This is a genomic window from Mesorhizobium sp. M2A.F.Ca.ET.046.03.2.1, from assembly GCF_003952425.1.
Classification (GTDB): domain Bacteria; phylum Pseudomonadota; class Alphaproteobacteria; order Rhizobiales; family Rhizobiaceae; genus Mesorhizobium.
In genome coordinates this window covers 1,918,112-1,932,380 of record NZ_CP034449.1, presented here as the reverse complement: position 1 = coordinate 1,932,380, position 14,269 = coordinate 1,918,112, and the positions used below count along the sequence as shown (strand labels likewise).

Here is a 14,269-nt window from a genome sequence, read left to right as displayed (position 1 = left end):
AAAGCTCAATTGACCTGATGGCGATGAACGACACACCAGAAACTGCCGCCCGCCCGGACGCCGGCAGTGCTGCCAAGCCTTCCGAAAAAACGGAAGAGGGCTCGAGTCCGAGTATTCCCACCGGCAGCGCGGCCGCGGAGCCGACGCATGCCGGTCCTTCGCTCTTCGACCGCGTGCTCGGCCTGTTCCGGCACCGCAACGGCACTAGCCTGCGCGAGGAGATCGCCGGCGCGCTTGCCGAAACGACGACCGATGCGGGCGCCTTCTCGCCCGGCGAACGCGCCATGCTCAACAACATCCTGCGCCTGCGCGAAGTGCGGGTCGAGGACGTCATGGTGCCGCGCGCCGATATCGAGGCGGTCGAGATCAACACCACGCTTGGCGACCTGCTCGGCCTTTTCGAGCAGTCCGGCCATTCGCGCATGCCGGTCTATTCCGAGACGTTGGACGATCCGCGCGGCATGGTCCACATTCGCGATGTGCTCGCCCACATTACCAAGGTCGCCCGCGTCAAGAAGGGCCGCACCAGGGCGAAGGCGCTGGTGACGGCGGCGCTCGACCTTGCGCAGGTCGATCTCGCGCGCACCATCGGCGAGCTCAATCTGATCCGCCAGGTGCTGTTTGTGCCGCCCTCGATGCTGGCCTCCGACCTCATGGGCCGCATGCAGACGACGCGCACGCAGATGGCCCTGGTCATCGACGAATATGGCGGCACCGACGGCCTCGCCTCGCTGGAAGACATCGTCGAGATGGTGGTCGGCGACATCGAGGACGAGCATGACGACGACGAGCCGATGATCACGCAGACCGGCGACGGCGTCTTCGTCGTCGACGGCAAGGCCGAGATCGACGAGGTCGCCAAGATGATCGGCGAGGATTTCGCCGCCGGCGAGCATGGCGAATATGTCGACACGATCGGCGGCATGATCTTCAACACGCTCGGCCGGGTCCCGGCCAGGGGCGAAGTCGTGCAAGCCATTCCCGGCTTCGAGTTCCACGTGCTCGACGCCGACCCGCGCCGCGTCAAGCGCGTGCGCATCGTGCAGAGCCCGAAGGGCGAGCGGCAGCGCCGCCGCGCCGCCCGCACCGAGCAGGCCTGACCCCCTGAGCAATTCCAGGAAAAGTGCGTAGCGGTTTTCCATCCGGAATGCGTAAAAAAGAACGTGGAGCGGCATGCCGACCGACGATCCGTTCAAGCATGCGGTCCTGGGCTCAGGCCTCTTCTACCGCGATCCGCGCGCGGCTTTGTCCTTTCTGCAAGCGGCCTTTGGTTTTGAGCCTAGCATGCTGGTGAGCGATCCCGACGGTCGGCTCGTGCATGCCGAAATGCGCTTCGGCGACGGCTATATCATCGTCGATTCCGAATGGGATGAGCGTATCGCCAGTCCCGCCTCCGTCGGCGGCAAGAACACGCAAGCCGTCTATGTCCGTCTGCAGCAGGATATCGACGCTCATTGCGAGAAAGCGCGCGCGGCAGGCGCGGAGATCGTCGAGGAGCCCGCCGATCATTTCTACGGCGAGCGCCAATATCGCGCCCGCGACCCCGAAGGCCATGTCTGGACATTCACCCGCACCGTACGCGTCGTGCCGAAGGACGAGGCCGAGCGACTGACCGGCCTGCGGATCGAGGGCTGGCACAGATAGCGCTACGGTGTATCAGGCGGCGCTTATCTGGGTTTGGATCGCGCGGCGTGGCCTGTTAAACCTCTAACTCCCTGATTCGCGCGACTTGGGAAGCTGGATGCAGCGCTTTGCCGGCCGGATAATTCTGCTGTGGGGGTGGCGGCGGGCGCTGGTGGCCTTTGCCGCCGGAGCGCTGGCGGTGCTTGCCCAGGCGCCTTACGATTTCTTCGCGGTCTGCTTCGTCTCGTTCCCGGTTCTGGTCTGGCTGCTCGACGGCGCCACCGGCGAGGCTTCCGATGGCTGGTTCAGGCGCCTGCGGCCGGCTTTCGCTACCGGGTGGTGGTTCGGCTTCGGCTACTTCCTCGCCGGCCTGTGGTGGATCGGCCAGGCATTGCTGGTCGAGGCCGACAGCTTCGCCTGGGCTTTGCCCTTCGCCGTCGTCGGTATCCCCTTTGCGCTCGCCTTCTTCTATGGCTTCGCCACCGTGGTGGCGCGGCTGTTCTGGAGCAGCGACATCGGCCGCATCGCCGCGCTTGCCTTCGGGTTCAGCCTTGCTGAATGGCTGCGCGATTTCCTCTTCACCGGCTTTCCCTGGAACGCCGTCGGATACACGGCGATGCCGGTGCCGCTGCTGATGCAGAGCGTGTCGGTGACCGGCATGATCGGCATGAACGCGCTCGCCGTCTTCGTGTTTTCGCTGCCCGCGCTGGTCGCGGCGCGCCGGCATCTGAGGCTGGGCCTTGCCCTGTTCGTCATCCTCGTCGCTGGCCATGTCGGCTTCGGCTACGCCCGGCTCGCGGCCCCGGTCGAGCCGGCCCGCTCGATCGATGTTCGCATCGTCCAGCCCTCGGTCGATCTCAGCGAAAAGTGGGACGCCTCGGTGCGCGACCGCATCTTCGCAACTTTACTGGGGATATCGGGGAAAGCGCCGGAAGAAGGCCATGCCAAGCCGCAGCTTATTTTGTGGCCGGAAACATCGGTGCCCTTCCTGTTCACCGAGCGTCCGGAAGCGCTCACGGCTCTGGGCGACATGCTGGCCGAGGGCCAGATGCTGATTGCCGGCGTCGTGCGCGAGGAAGGCGGATCGGCGAGCGCCGGCAGCCGCTATTACAATTCCGTGGTGGCGATCAACGACAAAGGCGAGATCGTCGATGCCGTCGACAAGGTGCATCTGGTGCCCTTCGGCGAATACCTGCCCTTCGCCGATCTTTTCCAACGCTTCGGCATAGGCCAGCTCGTTGCCGGACCGATGAATTTCGCCGCCGGCAACGAGCGGCATCCGATCAGTCTGCCGGGCGGCCTGCGTGCCGCGCCGTTCATCTGCTACGAGGTGATCTTTCCCGATCTCGTCGCCGCCGACGCTGCGTCATCTGACGTGATCGTGAACGTCACCAACGACGCCTGGTTTGGTGACACGCCAGGCCCGTATCAGCATTTCAGGCAGGCGCAGATTCGCGCGGTGGAGAATGGATTGCCGCTGCTGCGCGCGGCCAACAACGGCATCTCCGCAATTGTCGATTCGCGCGGGCGCATCATCGATGCGCTTGCCGTCAACGCGCGCGGCGCCATCGACGCGCATGTGCCGGTTTCTGGGCGCGCCCTCCTGTCTCCCGAACAGCGGCATTTTAACGGATTGCTGATCATGTTGCTGTTTGCGCTGATGGCCTTCACCTTGAATGTAAGGCAGCGGCTACGGGTGAATTGACAGTCGGCACATTAGAAACTCATACTGTAACGCCTAAAATTTTTCGAAGTCGGTTGGAGGGTTCTGTTGGGGCAGGTGGCTCCGGCTTCATATGGGCGGAACAAAATAGAAAAAGCCGGAAAAATTCGGCGAGGAAAAAATGACAGAAGAGAACAAGAAGAAGCCGAATCCGATCGACATTCATGTCGGGAGTCGCATCCGGCTGCGTCGCAATATGCTTGGAATGAGCCAGGAAAAGCTGGGTGAAAATCTCGGCATCACCTTTCAGCAGATCCAGAAGTATGAGAAGGGCACGAACAGGGTTGGCGCCAGCCGTCTGCAGGCGATCGCCTCCATCCTGAGCGTTCCCGTCGCCTTCTTTTTCGAGGATGCCCCGGGCGAGGAGACCGGTGGCGGCAATCGGGGATTTGCCGAAGACTCCTCGATGGCCTTCGCCATCGAATTCTGCGGTAGTCCCGAAGGGCTTCAGCTTAACCGGGCTTTTGTCAAGATCGGCGACGTGAAGGTGCGCCGCCGCATCATCGATCTGGTGAAGGCGCTCTCCGCCGAGGACGCCGATTGATTTTTACCTATGCCGCCGGCGGCGCCCCGCCGCTGGTGGCATAGCCGGCTTGCCTACATTCATGCCAGATCCGTCGCGCCGCTTGACGAGCGGCGCCCGGCACCGCTAACACGTGGCGCGCCAAAAATCGGCAACCTGCCGATTTTTTTTCAAGAGGGGACACCCGTGACGCGGCAGAATTATCTCTTCACCTCGGAATCCGTCTCCGAGGGTCATCCCGACAAAGTTTGTGACCGCATCTCCGACGAAATCGTCGATCTGGTCTATCGCGAAGCCAAGAAGACAGGCATGGATCCGTGGAAGGTCCGCGTCGCCTGCGAAACGCTGGCCACCACCAACCGCGTCGTCATCGCCGGCGAGGTCCGCGTCCCCGACACGCTTTTGAAGAAGGACAAGGCCGGCAACGTCCTCAAGGATGCGTCCGGCCACCCCGTGGTCAACCCGGCCAAGTTCAAGTCGGTCGCCCGCAAGGCGATCCGCGAGATCGGCTACGAGCAGTCCGGCTTCCACTGGAAGACCGCCAAGATCGACGTGCTGCTGCACGGCCAGTCGCCCGATATCGGCCAGGGCGTCGACAACGCCGCCGACCGCCAGGGCGAGGAGGGTGCCGGCGACCAGGGCATCATGTTCGGTTACGCCTGTCGCGAGACGCCCGACCTGATGCCGGCGCCGATCTATTACAGCCACAAGATCCTCGAACTGCTTGCCGCCGCGCGCCATGAAGGCAATGGCGAGGCCGGCAAGCTCGGCCCGGACGCCAAGAGCCAGGTCACCGTGCGCTATGCCGACGGCAAGGCGGCGGAAGTCACGCAGATCGTGCTCTCCACCCAGCATCTCGATGCCAGCTGGGACTCCAAGAAGGTCCGCAAGGTCGTCGAGCCCTATATCCGCGAGGCGCTTGGCGACCTGAAGATCGCCGAGGACTGCAACTGGTACATCAACCCGACCGGCAAGTTCGTCATCGGCGGGCCTGACGGCGATGCCGGCCTCACCGGCCGCAAGATCATCGTCGACACCTATGGCGGCGCGGCACCGCACGGTGGCGGCGCCTTCTCGGGCAAGGACACCACCAAGGTCGACCGTTCGGCGGCCTATGCGGCGCGCTACCTTGCCAAGAACGTGGTGGCGGCCAAGCTCGCCGACCGCTGCACCATCCAGCTCTCCTACGCCATCGGCGTCGCCCAGCCGCTGTCGGTCTATGTCGACCTGCACGGCACCGGCAAGGTCGAGGAATCGAAGCTCGAGGAGGCGCTGCGCAAGGTGATGGACCTGTCGCCGTCGGGCATCCGCCGTCATCTCGACCTCAACAAGCCGATCTACGCAAAAACCTCGTCCTACGGCCATTTCGGCCGCAAGGCCGGTCGCGACGGTTCCTTCTCCTGGGAGAAGACCGATCTCGCCAAGGCGCTCAAGGACGCCGTCGCCGCCTGACGCCAGCTAACGCAAAGGATAGGCCGAGCCGGGCGACCGAAGGATTCTTCGGTCGCCGGCACGGCAAGACCATACGCCCGCAGCAGGCGATCGCCCTCGAAAGCGGCCTGCGCGAATACCGGCTCGACCTGACGGCGCAAGCGCCGGCTGACCTCAGCACCTTGTTCAAGGCGGAGGTTTCGGCACTTCAGCTGGAGATCGGCTTTGGCGGCGGCGAGCATCTTCTGCACCGCGCCAAGGAAGCGCAGGGGACCGGCTTCATTGGCGTCGAGCCCTTCGTCAACGGCATGGCCAAGATGATGACGGCGCTTGCCAAGAACCCGCTTGGCAATCTCAGGGTCTATGACGACGACGCCACGCGCCTGCTCGATTGGCTGCCGTCGGGCTCGCTCGACGGCATCGACCTGCTCTATCCCGATCCGTGGCCGAAGAAGAAGCACTGGAAGCGCCGCTTCGTCGGTGCCGCCAATCTCGGCCGCTTTGCCCGCGTCCTGAAGCCGGGCGGCAGGTTCCGCTTCGCCTCCGATATCGACAGCTATGTGAACTGGACTCTGCTTGCCTGCCGCGCTCACGGCGGCTTCGCATGGCAGGCTGGAGAGGCTGCGGATTGGCATAGACCTTATGAGGGTTGGCCCGGCACGCGTTACGAGGCCAAGGCCATCCGCGAAGGACGGCGGCAGGCTTATCTGACCTTTATCCGGAAATAGGTAGCCCGAGTCTCTGTATTGCATTTAGCGCTACAGGCTGCTGCATTGCCGATAAGGAGACAGCTATGGCCGCCCCGATCGAACGCAAGGAATACCGGATTTTGATGCGCCTGCCGGAAGCGGATGCGGCGATGATCGATCGCGCCGCCGGTCTCCGCGGCCGCTCCCGCGCGGATTTCGTGCGCGATGCCGCCGTGCGCGCGGCCGAGGATGTGCTGATGGACAACCGCCTTGTCCGCATGAGCCCGGAAGGGTTCGCTGCGTTCATGGAAGTCCTGTCGGCTGCGGCTGCTCCGTTTCCTGATATGGTGGAACTGGCGAAGCGGCCCGCTCCCTGGGAAGCTGGTATACCACGAAGCGCTGACCAGTGGCTTTGTTAGTTCCCAAACCGCTTACCGCAGTTCCACGGCGTGTCCAGATTTTCCGCTGGGGAGCCTCCATTGACGAACCACCCTGGTTCCACCACATTCATTGTGAACCACAATGGAGACGGGATGATGAGCGCCTTCACCGTACGGCTTCCCGATGAGACCGTGGCCAAGCTCGACCAATTGGCCGAAAAGGTGGATCGCTCACGCTCCTACGTGGCGGCCCAAGCGATCGAAGACTATGTCGCCAGGGAAGAATGGCAACTTGCCGAGATCGAGGCCGGCCTCGAGGAAGCTGATCGAGGGGAATTTGCAAGTGAGAAGGATCTGGCCGGCGTCATAGCGAAATACGTCAAGCCGGCCTCCGGGCGATGAAGCGGATCCGCTGGACAGAGCGCGCCGTGCGCCGTCTCGACCAGATTGGCGGTTTCATCGAAAAGGACAATCCAACAGCCGCGGCACGGGTCGTTGCCCGCATTGTTTCTGTCGTGGACAATCTTGCCGAACATCCGGCGATGGGCCGCGTCGGGCGGGTGAAAGGGACACGAGAGCTGGTCTTGGCTGATATCCCGTACATAATTCCCTACCGTGTTGTCGGCGACGAGATCGAGATACTCACGGTGATGCATGCAGCCCAGCGATGGCCACGCCAGCTGTAGATGCCGCTAGCCTTTTGCCTGCAGGCTTGAAACACCGGCGCCAATCGTCTATATCAGCCTCAAATTCTTGGTCGGTATGACGAAGAGTGGGTCCACCCGGTCCCGCTCTTTTTTATTACCTGCCGGCCGGAAGCCAAAAGCGACAGGGATTCAATGACTGCAGCGGCAAGCGAGGCCGACGACCGTATCATCCGCGAAAGCGGCATCGATGCGCGCATTGCGCTGATCATGCAGCCGGTGCTCAAGGCCATCGGCTTCCGTCTCGTGCGGGTGCAGTTGACCGGTCAGAATGGGCTGACGCTGCAGATCATGGCCGAGCGCGAGGACGGCACCATGACCGTCGAGGATTGCGAAGAGGTCAGCCGCGCGGTGTCGCCGGCCCTCGATGTCGAGGATCCGATCGAAAAGGCGTATCATCTTGAAGTGTCCTCGCCGGGTATCGACCGGCCGCTGGTGCGCAAGTCGGATTTCACCACCTGGACCGGTCACCTGGTCAAGCTGGAGACGTCCGTCCTCGTCGGTGACCGCAAGCGCTTCAAGGGCAAGATCGCCGAGGCCGACGCCGATGGCATCCTTATCGAGCGCGACAAGGCGGCCTATGGCGAGGAGCCGACGGTGCGCGTGCCTTATGACGCGATCGCCGAGGCCCGGCTGGTGTTGACCGACGATCTCATCCGCGATGCCCTGTCGAAGGACAACCGGGCGCGCAAGGAAGCAAGGAAACGCCGCGGCGAAGCGGAAGACGCCGCCGAGGAAAACGAAACCGAACAGGAAAGTTGATAGCGCCGCCGGGCCGCGTGTCCGAGGCGAAATCGGGAGAAAGACAATGGTTGTAAGCGCCAATAGGCTTGAACTGCTGCAGATCGCCGACGCGGTCGCGCGTGAAAAGTCGATCGACAAGTCGATCGTCATCGCCGCCATGGCCGATGCGATCCAGAAGGCGGCGCGCTCGCGCTACGGCCAGGAGACCAACATCCGCGCCGACATCAACCCGAACACCGGTGAGATGAAGCTGCAGCGGCTGATGGAAGTGGTCGATAAGGTTGAGGACTACGCCACGCAGATCGCGCTTTCCACGGCGCGCGAGCGCAACCCCGACGCCCAACTCGGCGACTTCATCGCCGAGCAGCTGCCGCCGATGGATTTCGGCCGTATCGCCGCCCAATCGGCCAAGCAGGTCATCGTGCAGAAGGTGCGCGAGGCCGAACGCGATCGCCAGTATGACGAATACAAGGATCGCATCGGCGAGATCGTCAACGGCACCGTCAAGCGCGTCGAATATGGCAACGTCATCGTCGATCTCGGCCGCGGCGAGGCGATCATCCGCCGCGACGAGCTGATCCCGCGCGAGAACTATAAGTATGGCGACCGCGTCCGCGCCTATGTCTACGACGTGCGCCGCGAGCAGCGCGGCCCGCAGATCTTCCTGTCGCGCACCCATCCGCAATTCATGGCCAAGCTCTTCACCATGGAAGTGCCGGAAATCTATGACGGCATCATCGAGATCAAGTCGGTCGCTCGCGACCCCGGCTCGCGCGCCAAGATCGCCGTCATCTCGCGCGATTCCTCGATCGATCCGGTCGGCGCCTGCGTCGGTATGCGCGGCAGCCGCGTCCAGGCGGTGGTCGGCGAATTGCAGGGAGAGAAGATCGACATCATTCCGTGGTCGCCTTCGGCCGCTTCCTTCATCGTCAACGCGCTGCAGCCGGCCGAGGTCGCCAAGGTGGTGCTCGACGAGGATGCCGAGCGCATCGAGGTGGTGGTGCCGGACGACCAGCTCTCGCTGGCCATCGGCCGCCGCGGCCAGAACGTCCGCCTGGCCTCGCAGCTCACCGGCTGGGATATCGACATCCTGACCGAGCAGGAAGAGAGCGAGCGCCGCCAGAAGGAATTCGTCGAGCGTTCGGCACTGTTCATGGAAGCCCTCGATGTCGACGAGATGGTCGGCCAGGTGCTTGCCTCCGAAGGCTTCACCAGCGTCGAGGAAGTCGCCTATGTCGACTCGGGCGAAATCTCCTCCATCGACGGCTTCGACGAGGACACCGCTTCGGAAATCCAGACCCGCGCCCGCGAATATCTGGAGAAGATCGAGGCCGAGCATGACGAAAAGCGCAAGGCGCTGGGCGTCAAGGACGAGCTGCGCGAGATCCCCGGCGTCACCACCGCCATGATGGTGACGCTCGGCGAGGACGGCGTGAAGACGATCGAGGACTTCGCCGGCTATGCCGCCGACGACCTGATCGGCTGGAAAGAGCGCAAGGACGGCGAGACCAAGGTCTATCCGGGCGTTTTGGCCTCTCACGGCGTCTCGCGCGCCGAAGCCGAGCAGATGGTGCTTGCAGCCCGCAAGCAGGCCGGCTGGATCACCGAGGAAGAACTCGCCGCCGAAGAGGCAGCAACCGGCGAAACCGTCGGTGCGTGAGGTGACCACCAATCGCAAAGCCCGTGGACGAGATGAACGATCGCACTTGCATCGTTACGCGCAGGCAGGCCGAAGCGGATGAACTGATCCGCTTCGTCGTCGGCCCGGATTCGGCCGTCGTTCCGGACATCAAGAGAAATCTGCCCGGCCGTGGTTGCTGGGTCACCGCCGATCGCCTACATATCGAGAAGGCAGCGGCGAAGAACCTGTTTGCCCGCGCATTCAAGGCGCAGGTGACCGTTCCGTCCGATCTCGGCGGCATGGTCGACGGGCTGCTCTCCAGATCCGCTCTGGGTATGCTTGGCCTTGCCCGCAAGGCGGGCGCCGTCGTTCTTGGCGCCGCCAAGGTCGAGGGTGCTGTGCGCGACGGGCAGGCGCTGCTCGTTCTGCATGCGGCGGAGGCGTCGGACGACGGTGTCCGCAAGATCAGTCAGGCGCGGCGGGCGACCGTCCATCTCGGCGGTCCCGCCATCCTTGCCTACAAACTTTTCTCCGAGGCCGAGTTGAGCTTGGCATTGGGGGGCACAAATGTGATACATGCTGCCGTCCTCGCGCAGGACGCGGGACTGGCGGTTGAGAAGCGCGTTGTTGCGCTCGACCGATATCGGGGCGGTACCCCGAACGATCTGGCAATGCTTGCGGCCGTTGCCGACGAAGATGATGCCGCAGAGGATATGGAATGAACGATACGAAATCGGGCGACGACAAGACGTTGAGCGTTACGCCGAAGAAGACCTTGACGCTGAAGCGCCCCGGCCTCGAGCAGGGCACCGTGCGCCAGAATTTCTCGCATGGCCGCACCAAGTCGGTCGTCGTCGAGACCAAGAAGCGCAAGTTCTCGCTGCCTGGCGACAAGCCGGAGCCGGTCGCGCCGTCCGTGTTCACGCCGAAGCCCGCCGCGGCCACCCCTGTCGCCGCCGCGCCTGTCGTGCAGGAAGCGCCGAAGGCGCCGCCTCCGCCGCCGGAACGTTCGGGCATGGTCCTGAACGAGCTGTCACGCGGCGAGATGGAAGCGCGCCGCAGGGCGTTGGAAGGCTCCAAGGCCCGTGAGGCCGAGGATCGCCAGCGCGCTCAGGAGGATGCCAAGCGCCGCGCCGAGGAAGAGGAGCGCCGCAAGCGCGAGCGCGACGAATCCGCGCGCCGTCAGGCCGAGGAAGAAGCGCGCCTGCAGGCCGAGGCCGAGTCGCGGCGTCGTGCCGAGGAAGAGGCTCGCCGTCGTGCGCCGCAGGCAGCCGATGTCGCTACGGCCGATGACGAGGAAGAGGCCAAGCCGCGGCGCACTGGTGCCGGCGGTGGCGCAGGCGCCAGCGCGCCTGCCCGGCGCCTTGCGACCCCGGAAGTGGCCCGCCCGGCCAAGCCGACCAAGGGCGAGGAAGATCGCCGCCGCGGCAAGCTGACGCTGAACACCGCGCTGTCGGACGAAGATGCGCGCGGCCGCTCACTGTCGTCGATGCGTCGCCGCCAGGAAAAATTCAAACGCGCGATGCACAATGAGCCGCGCGAGAAAGTCATGCGCGAAGTGATCCTACCCGAAACCATCACCATCCAGGAACTGGCGCAGCGCATGTCCGAGCGCGCCGTGGATGTGGTCAAGTACTTCATGAAGCAGGGCCAGATCCTGAAGCCGGGCGACGTCATCGACGCCGACACGGCCGAGCTGGTCGCTTCCGAATTTGGCCATACGGTCCGCCGCGTTGCGGAGTCCGACATCGAGGAGGGCCTGTTCAACATCGCCGACCGTCCCGAGGACCTGGTGTCGCGTCCGCCGGTCGTGACCATCATGGGCCATGTCGACCACGGCAAGACCTCGCTGCTCGACGCCATCCGCAACGCCAATGTCGTCTCCGGCGAGGCCGGCGGCATCACCCAGCATATCGGCGCCTACCAGATCGAGAAGAACGGTCAGAAGATCACCTTCATCGACACGCCCGGCCACGCCGCCTTCACGGCCATGCGCGCCCGCGGCGCCCAGGTCACCGACATCGCCGTGCTGGTGGTGGCGGCAGACGACAGCGTGATGCCGCAGACGATCGAATCGATCAACCACGCCAAGGCGGCCGGCGTGCCGATCATTGTGGCGATCAACAAGATCGACAAGCGCGACGCCGATCCGCAGAAGGTGCGGACCGAGCTGCTGCGCCACGAGGTGTTCGTGGAATCGATGGGCGGCGAGGTGCTGGACGTCGAGGTTTCGGCGACCAAGGGCACCAATCTCGACAAGCTGCTCGAAGCGATCCTGCTGCAGGCCGAAGTTCTCGACCTCAAGGCCAATCCTGACCGCACCGCCGAAGGCGCGGTGATCGAAGCCAAGCTCGACAAGGGCCGCGGTCCGGTCGCCACCGTTCTGGTGCAGACCGGCACGCTGATGCCTGGCGACATCATTGTCGCCGGCAACGAGTGGGGCCGTGTGCGCGCGCTTGTCGACGACCGCGGCGAGCACGTGCCGGAAGCGCCGCCGGCGATGCCGGTAGAGGTGCTTGGCCTTCAGGGCACGCCGCAGGCCGGCGACCGTTTCGCCGTCGTCAACAACGAGGCTCGCGCCCGCGAGATCACCGAATACCGTCAGCGCCTGGCGCGCGACAAGGCTGTGGCCAAGCATGCCGGCCAGCGCGGCTCGCTCGAACAGATGATGTCCCAGTTGCAGACGAGCGGGCTGAAGGAATTCCCGCTGGTCATCAAGGGCGACGTGCAGGGCTCCATCGAGGCGATCAACGCCGCTCTCGAAAAGCTCGGCAACGACGAGGTCAGGGTGCGGATCGTCCATTCGGGCGCCGGCGGCATCACCGAAAGCGACGTCTCGCTGGCCGAGACATCGGGTGCCGCGATCATCGGCTTCAACGTCCGCGCCAACGCGCAGGCCCGCACCGCGGCAGCGGCCGCGGGCATCGAGATCCGCTACTACTCGATCATCTACAACCTCGTCGACGACGTGAAGGCGGCCCTTTCCGGCATGCTTTCGCCGGAGCGGCGCGAGACCTTCATCGGCAATGCCGAGATACTCGAGATCTTCGACATCTCCAAGGTCGGCAAGATCGCCGGCTGCCGCGTCACCGAAGGCAAGGTCGAGCGTGGCGCGGGTGTGCGCCTGGTCCGCGACAACGTCGTCGTCCACGAAGGCACGTTGAAGACGCTCAAGCGCTTCAAGGACGAGGTTTCGGAAGTGCCGGGCGGCCAGGAATGCGGCATGGCCTTCCAGAACTACGAGGACATGCGCGTCGGCGACGTCATCGAATGCTTCCGCGTCGAGATGGTGAGCAGGACGCTCTAATTCGGGTATACTTGCCGAAATGAAACGGGCGGCGGCCGCAAGGCTGCCGCCCAGACCGCTCATGCATTTGAGACATGTGGCGTGGTCCCATCCCGCGCTTCACGATTTCAGGACCGAAGAAATGTCACGTTCGACAACGTCAGGCCCCTCCCAGCGCATGCTGCGCGTCGGCGAGCAGGTGCGTCATGCCCTTTCCGAAACGCTGCAGCGCGGCGAGATCATCGATCCGGTGATCGAGAACAGCGTCGTCTCGGTCTCCGAGGTGCGCATGTCGCCCGATCTCAAGATCGCCACCGCCTTCGTCTCGCCGCTTGGCGCGGCTGACGACAATGCCGTGGTCGAGGCGCTCAACAGGCACGCGAAGTTCATCCGCGGCCGTGTTTCCGGCGCGTTGAGGCAGATGAAGTATATGCCGGAGTTCCGCTTCCGGCTCGACACCTCCTTCGACAATTTCGCGAAGATCAATGAACTGCTGAAATCGCCCGAAGTGGCGCGCGATCTCGGCGACGGCAAGAACAACGACAAGGACGAGGAATAGTGGCGCGCCGCGGCAAGAAGAAGGGTCGGCCGGTCTCCGGCTGGGTGGTGCTGGACAAGCCGGTCGGCATGGGCTCGACCGAAGCGGTCTCCAAGGTCAAATGGCTGTTTCAGGCCGAGAAGGCCGGCCATGCCGGCACGCTCGATCCGCTGGCCTCCGGCATGCTGCCGATCGCGCTTGGCGAAGCGACCAAGACCGTTCCCTACGTGCAGGATGGCGCCAAGGTCTACCGCTTCACCGTCGCCTGGGGCGAGGAGCGCTCGACCGACGACCTCGAAGGCCCGGTGACCAACAGCTCCGATCGGCGCCCGGCCGAGGCCGAGCTGCGGGCGCTGCTGCCGAAATACACCGGCGTCATCATGCAGACGCCGCCGCAATTCTCGGCCATCAAGATCGCCGGCGAGCGCGCCTATGATCTCGCCCGCGACGGCGAGACGGTCGAGATACCCGCGCGGGAAATTGAAATCGGCCGTTTGGATATTATCGAGCATAGTGCCGACAAGACCGTCTTCGAGGTCGAATGCGGCAAGGGCACCTATGTGCGCTCGCTGGCGCGCGACATGGGCCGCGATCTCGGCTGCTTCGGCCATATCGCTGAATTGCGCCGCGTCGAGGTCGAGCCGTTCACGCCTGACGATTTCGTCACGGTTGCCGAACTGGAAGCGGCCCGTTTCGGCGGCAAAGCCGAAGCTGTTCAGGACGAATCCGAGGCGCCGGTCGATTTCAGCGCCATCGACGCGCTGCTGGTCGAAACGGCGGCGGCGCTCGATTGCCTGCCGCAGGTCGCGGTCAGCGACGACGCGGCGACGAAGATCCGCCTCGGCAATCCCGTCATCATTCGCGGCCGCGATGCGCCTGTCGAGGCGGAGGAGGCCTGCGCCACCGCGCGCGGCAGGCTCGTCGCCATCGGCGCCATCGAGCAGGGCATGTTCAAGCCCAAGCGGGTCTTTGCCGGGTGAATCCGGTCGTCTAAGCTCCACTGGGTG

The 14,269-nt window shown here is 64.3% G+C and carries 15 protein-coding genes; all 15 read left to right on the top strand.

Annotation, left to right across the window (positions count from 1 at the left end; all coding sequences use genetic code 11):
* The first annotated feature begins 23 nt into the window (after positions 1 to 23).
* The 15 genes from EJ072_RS09225 (at position 24) to truB (ending at position 14,242) form a co-directional block, all read left to right on the top strand.
* On the top strand, positions 24 to 1,100 hold the full coding sequence (locus EJ072_RS09225; protein WP_126079419.1) for a hemolysin family protein: 1,077 nt from the start codon (positions 24 to 26) through the stop codon (positions 1,098 to 1,100).
* Positions 1,101 to 1,173: 73 nt separating this feature from the next.
* Positions 1,174 to 1,644, top strand: a complete 471-nt coding sequence (locus EJ072_RS09220; RefSeq protein WP_126079418.1) for a VOC family protein — start codon at positions 1,174 to 1,176, stop codon at positions 1,642 to 1,644.
* 97 nt (positions 1,645 to 1,741) lie between these two features.
* Positions 1,742 to 3,328 (top strand): apolipoprotein N-acyltransferase, encoded by a 1,587-nt coding sequence (lnt, locus tag EJ072_RS09215; RefSeq protein ID WP_126079417.1) that lies wholly within the window; start codon positions 1,742 to 1,744, stop codon positions 3,326 to 3,328.
* A gap of 139 nt (positions 3,329 to 3,467) precedes the next feature.
* Positions 3,468 to 3,890 (top strand): helix-turn-helix transcriptional regulator, encoded by a 423-nt coding sequence (locus EJ072_RS09210; RefSeq protein WP_095819313.1) that lies wholly within the window; start codon positions 3,468 to 3,470, stop codon positions 3,888 to 3,890.
* 165 nt (positions 3,891 to 4,055) lie between these two features.
* Complete coding sequence (gene metK / locus EJ072_RS09205) at positions 4,056 to 5,321, top strand: methionine adenosyltransferase (protein ID WP_126079416.1); 1,266 nt, start codon at positions 4,056 to 4,058, stop codon at positions 5,319 to 5,321.
* Entirely contained in the window at positions 5,318 to 6,028 is a 711-nt protein-coding gene (locus EJ072_RS09200; protein WP_126079415.1) for a tRNA (guanosine(46)-N(7))-methyltransferase TrmB, read from the top strand. Before metK ends, EJ072_RS09200 begins: the two co-directional genes overlap by 4 nt.
* Before the next feature lie 65 nt (positions 6,029 to 6,093).
* Positions 6,094 to 6,408 (top strand): DUF1778 domain-containing protein, encoded by a 315-nt coding sequence (locus EJ072_RS09195; RefSeq protein WP_126079414.1) that lies wholly within the window; start codon positions 6,094 to 6,096, stop codon positions 6,406 to 6,408.
* A gap of 114 nt (positions 6,409 to 6,522) precedes the next feature.
* Positions 6,523 to 6,771 (top strand): CopG family ribbon-helix-helix protein, encoded by a 249-nt coding sequence (locus EJ072_RS09190; RefSeq protein WP_040986247.1) that lies wholly within the window; start codon positions 6,523 to 6,525, stop codon positions 6,769 to 6,771.
* Positions 6,768 to 7,055 carry a type II toxin-antitoxin system RelE/ParE family toxin gene (locus EJ072_RS09185; RefSeq protein ID WP_126079413.1) on the top strand — a complete coding sequence of 96 codons (288 nt, stop codon included), beginning with the start codon at positions 6,768 to 6,770 and terminating at the stop codon, positions 7,053 to 7,055. Before EJ072_RS09190 ends, EJ072_RS09185 begins: the two co-directional genes overlap by 4 nt.
* Positions 7,056 to 7,208: 153 nt before the next feature.
* Complete coding sequence (rimP, locus tag EJ072_RS09180) at positions 7,209 to 7,835, top strand: ribosome maturation factor RimP (RefSeq protein WP_126079412.1); 627 nt, start codon at positions 7,209 to 7,211, stop codon at positions 7,833 to 7,835.
* A 46-nt stretch (positions 7,836 to 7,881) separates the two neighbouring features.
* Positions 7,882 to 9,477 carry a transcription termination factor NusA gene (gene nusA, locus EJ072_RS09175; protein WP_126079411.1) on the top strand — a complete coding sequence of 532 codons (1,596 nt, stop codon included), beginning with the start codon at positions 7,882 to 7,884 and terminating at the stop codon, positions 9,475 to 9,477.
* 32 nt (positions 9,478 to 9,509) lie between these two features.
* Positions 9,510 to 10,160 (top strand): RNA-binding protein, encoded by a 651-nt coding sequence (locus EJ072_RS09170; RefSeq protein ID WP_126083567.1) that lies wholly within the window; start codon positions 9,510 to 9,512, stop codon positions 10,158 to 10,160.
* Positions 10,157 to 12,745, top strand: coding sequence for a translation initiation factor IF-2 (infB, locus tag EJ072_RS09165; protein ID WP_126079410.1), 2,589 nt, complete (start codon positions 10,157 to 10,159; stop codon positions 12,743 to 12,745). Before EJ072_RS09170 ends, infB begins: the two co-directional genes overlap by 4 nt.
* Before the next feature lie 121 nt (positions 12,746 to 12,866).
* Positions 12,867 to 13,283 carry a 30S ribosome-binding factor RbfA gene (gene rbfA, locus EJ072_RS09160; protein ID WP_042647113.1) on the top strand — a complete coding sequence of 139 codons (417 nt, stop codon included), beginning with the start codon at positions 12,867 to 12,869 and terminating at the stop codon, positions 13,281 to 13,283.
* A complete protein-coding gene (gene truB / locus EJ072_RS09155) occupies positions 13,283 to 14,242 on the top strand; it encodes a tRNA pseudouridine(55) synthase TruB (protein WP_126079409.1) in 960 nt (319 codons plus the stop codon). The genes rbfA and truB overlap by 1 nt, the downstream gene beginning before the upstream one ends.
* Positions 14,243 to 14,269: the final 27 nt, after the last annotated feature.

Excerpts from the sequence above, each read along its gene's own strand:
- EJ072_RS09225 (WP_126079419.1), top strand. The coding sequence starts at position 24 with ATGAACGACACACCAGAAACTGCCGCCCGCCCGGACGCCGGCAGTGCT.
- EJ072_RS09220 (WP_126079418.1), top strand. The coding sequence starts at position 1,174 with ATGCCGACCGACGATCCGTTCAAGCATGCGGTCCTGGGCTCAGGCCTC.
- lnt (WP_126079417.1), top strand. The coding sequence starts at position 1,742 with ATGCAGCGCTTTGCCGGCCGGATAATTCTGCTGTGGGGGTGGCGGCGG.
- EJ072_RS09210 (WP_095819313.1), top strand. The coding sequence starts at position 3,468 with ATGACAGAAGAGAACAAGAAGAAGCCGAATCCGATCGACATTCATGTC.
- EJ072_RS09195 (WP_126079414.1), top strand. The coding sequence starts at position 6,094 with ATGGCCGCCCCGATCGAACGCAAGGAATACCGGATTTTGATGCGCCTG.
- EJ072_RS09190 (WP_040986247.1), top strand. The coding sequence starts at position 6,523 with ATGATGAGCGCCTTCACCGTACGGCTTCCCGATGAGACCGTGGCCAAG.
- EJ072_RS09185 (WP_126079413.1), top strand. The coding sequence starts at position 6,768 with ATGAAGCGGATCCGCTGGACAGAGCGCGCCGTGCGCCGTCTCGACCAG.
- rimP (WP_126079412.1), top strand. The coding sequence starts at position 7,209 with ATGACTGCAGCGGCAAGCGAGGCCGACGACCGTATCATCCGCGAAAGC.
- nusA (WP_126079411.1), top strand. The coding sequence starts at position 7,882 with ATGGTTGTAAGCGCCAATAGGCTTGAACTGCTGCAGATCGCCGACGCG.
- EJ072_RS09170 (WP_126083567.1), top strand. The coding sequence starts at position 9,510 with ATGAACGATCGCACTTGCATCGTTACGCGCAGGCAGGCCGAAGCGGAT.
- infB (WP_126079410.1), top strand. The coding sequence starts at position 10,157 with ATGAACGATACGAAATCGGGCGACGACAAGACGTTGAGCGTTACGCCG.
- rbfA (WP_042647113.1), top strand. The coding sequence starts at position 12,867 with ATGTCACGTTCGACAACGTCAGGCCCCTCCCAGCGCATGCTGCGCGTC.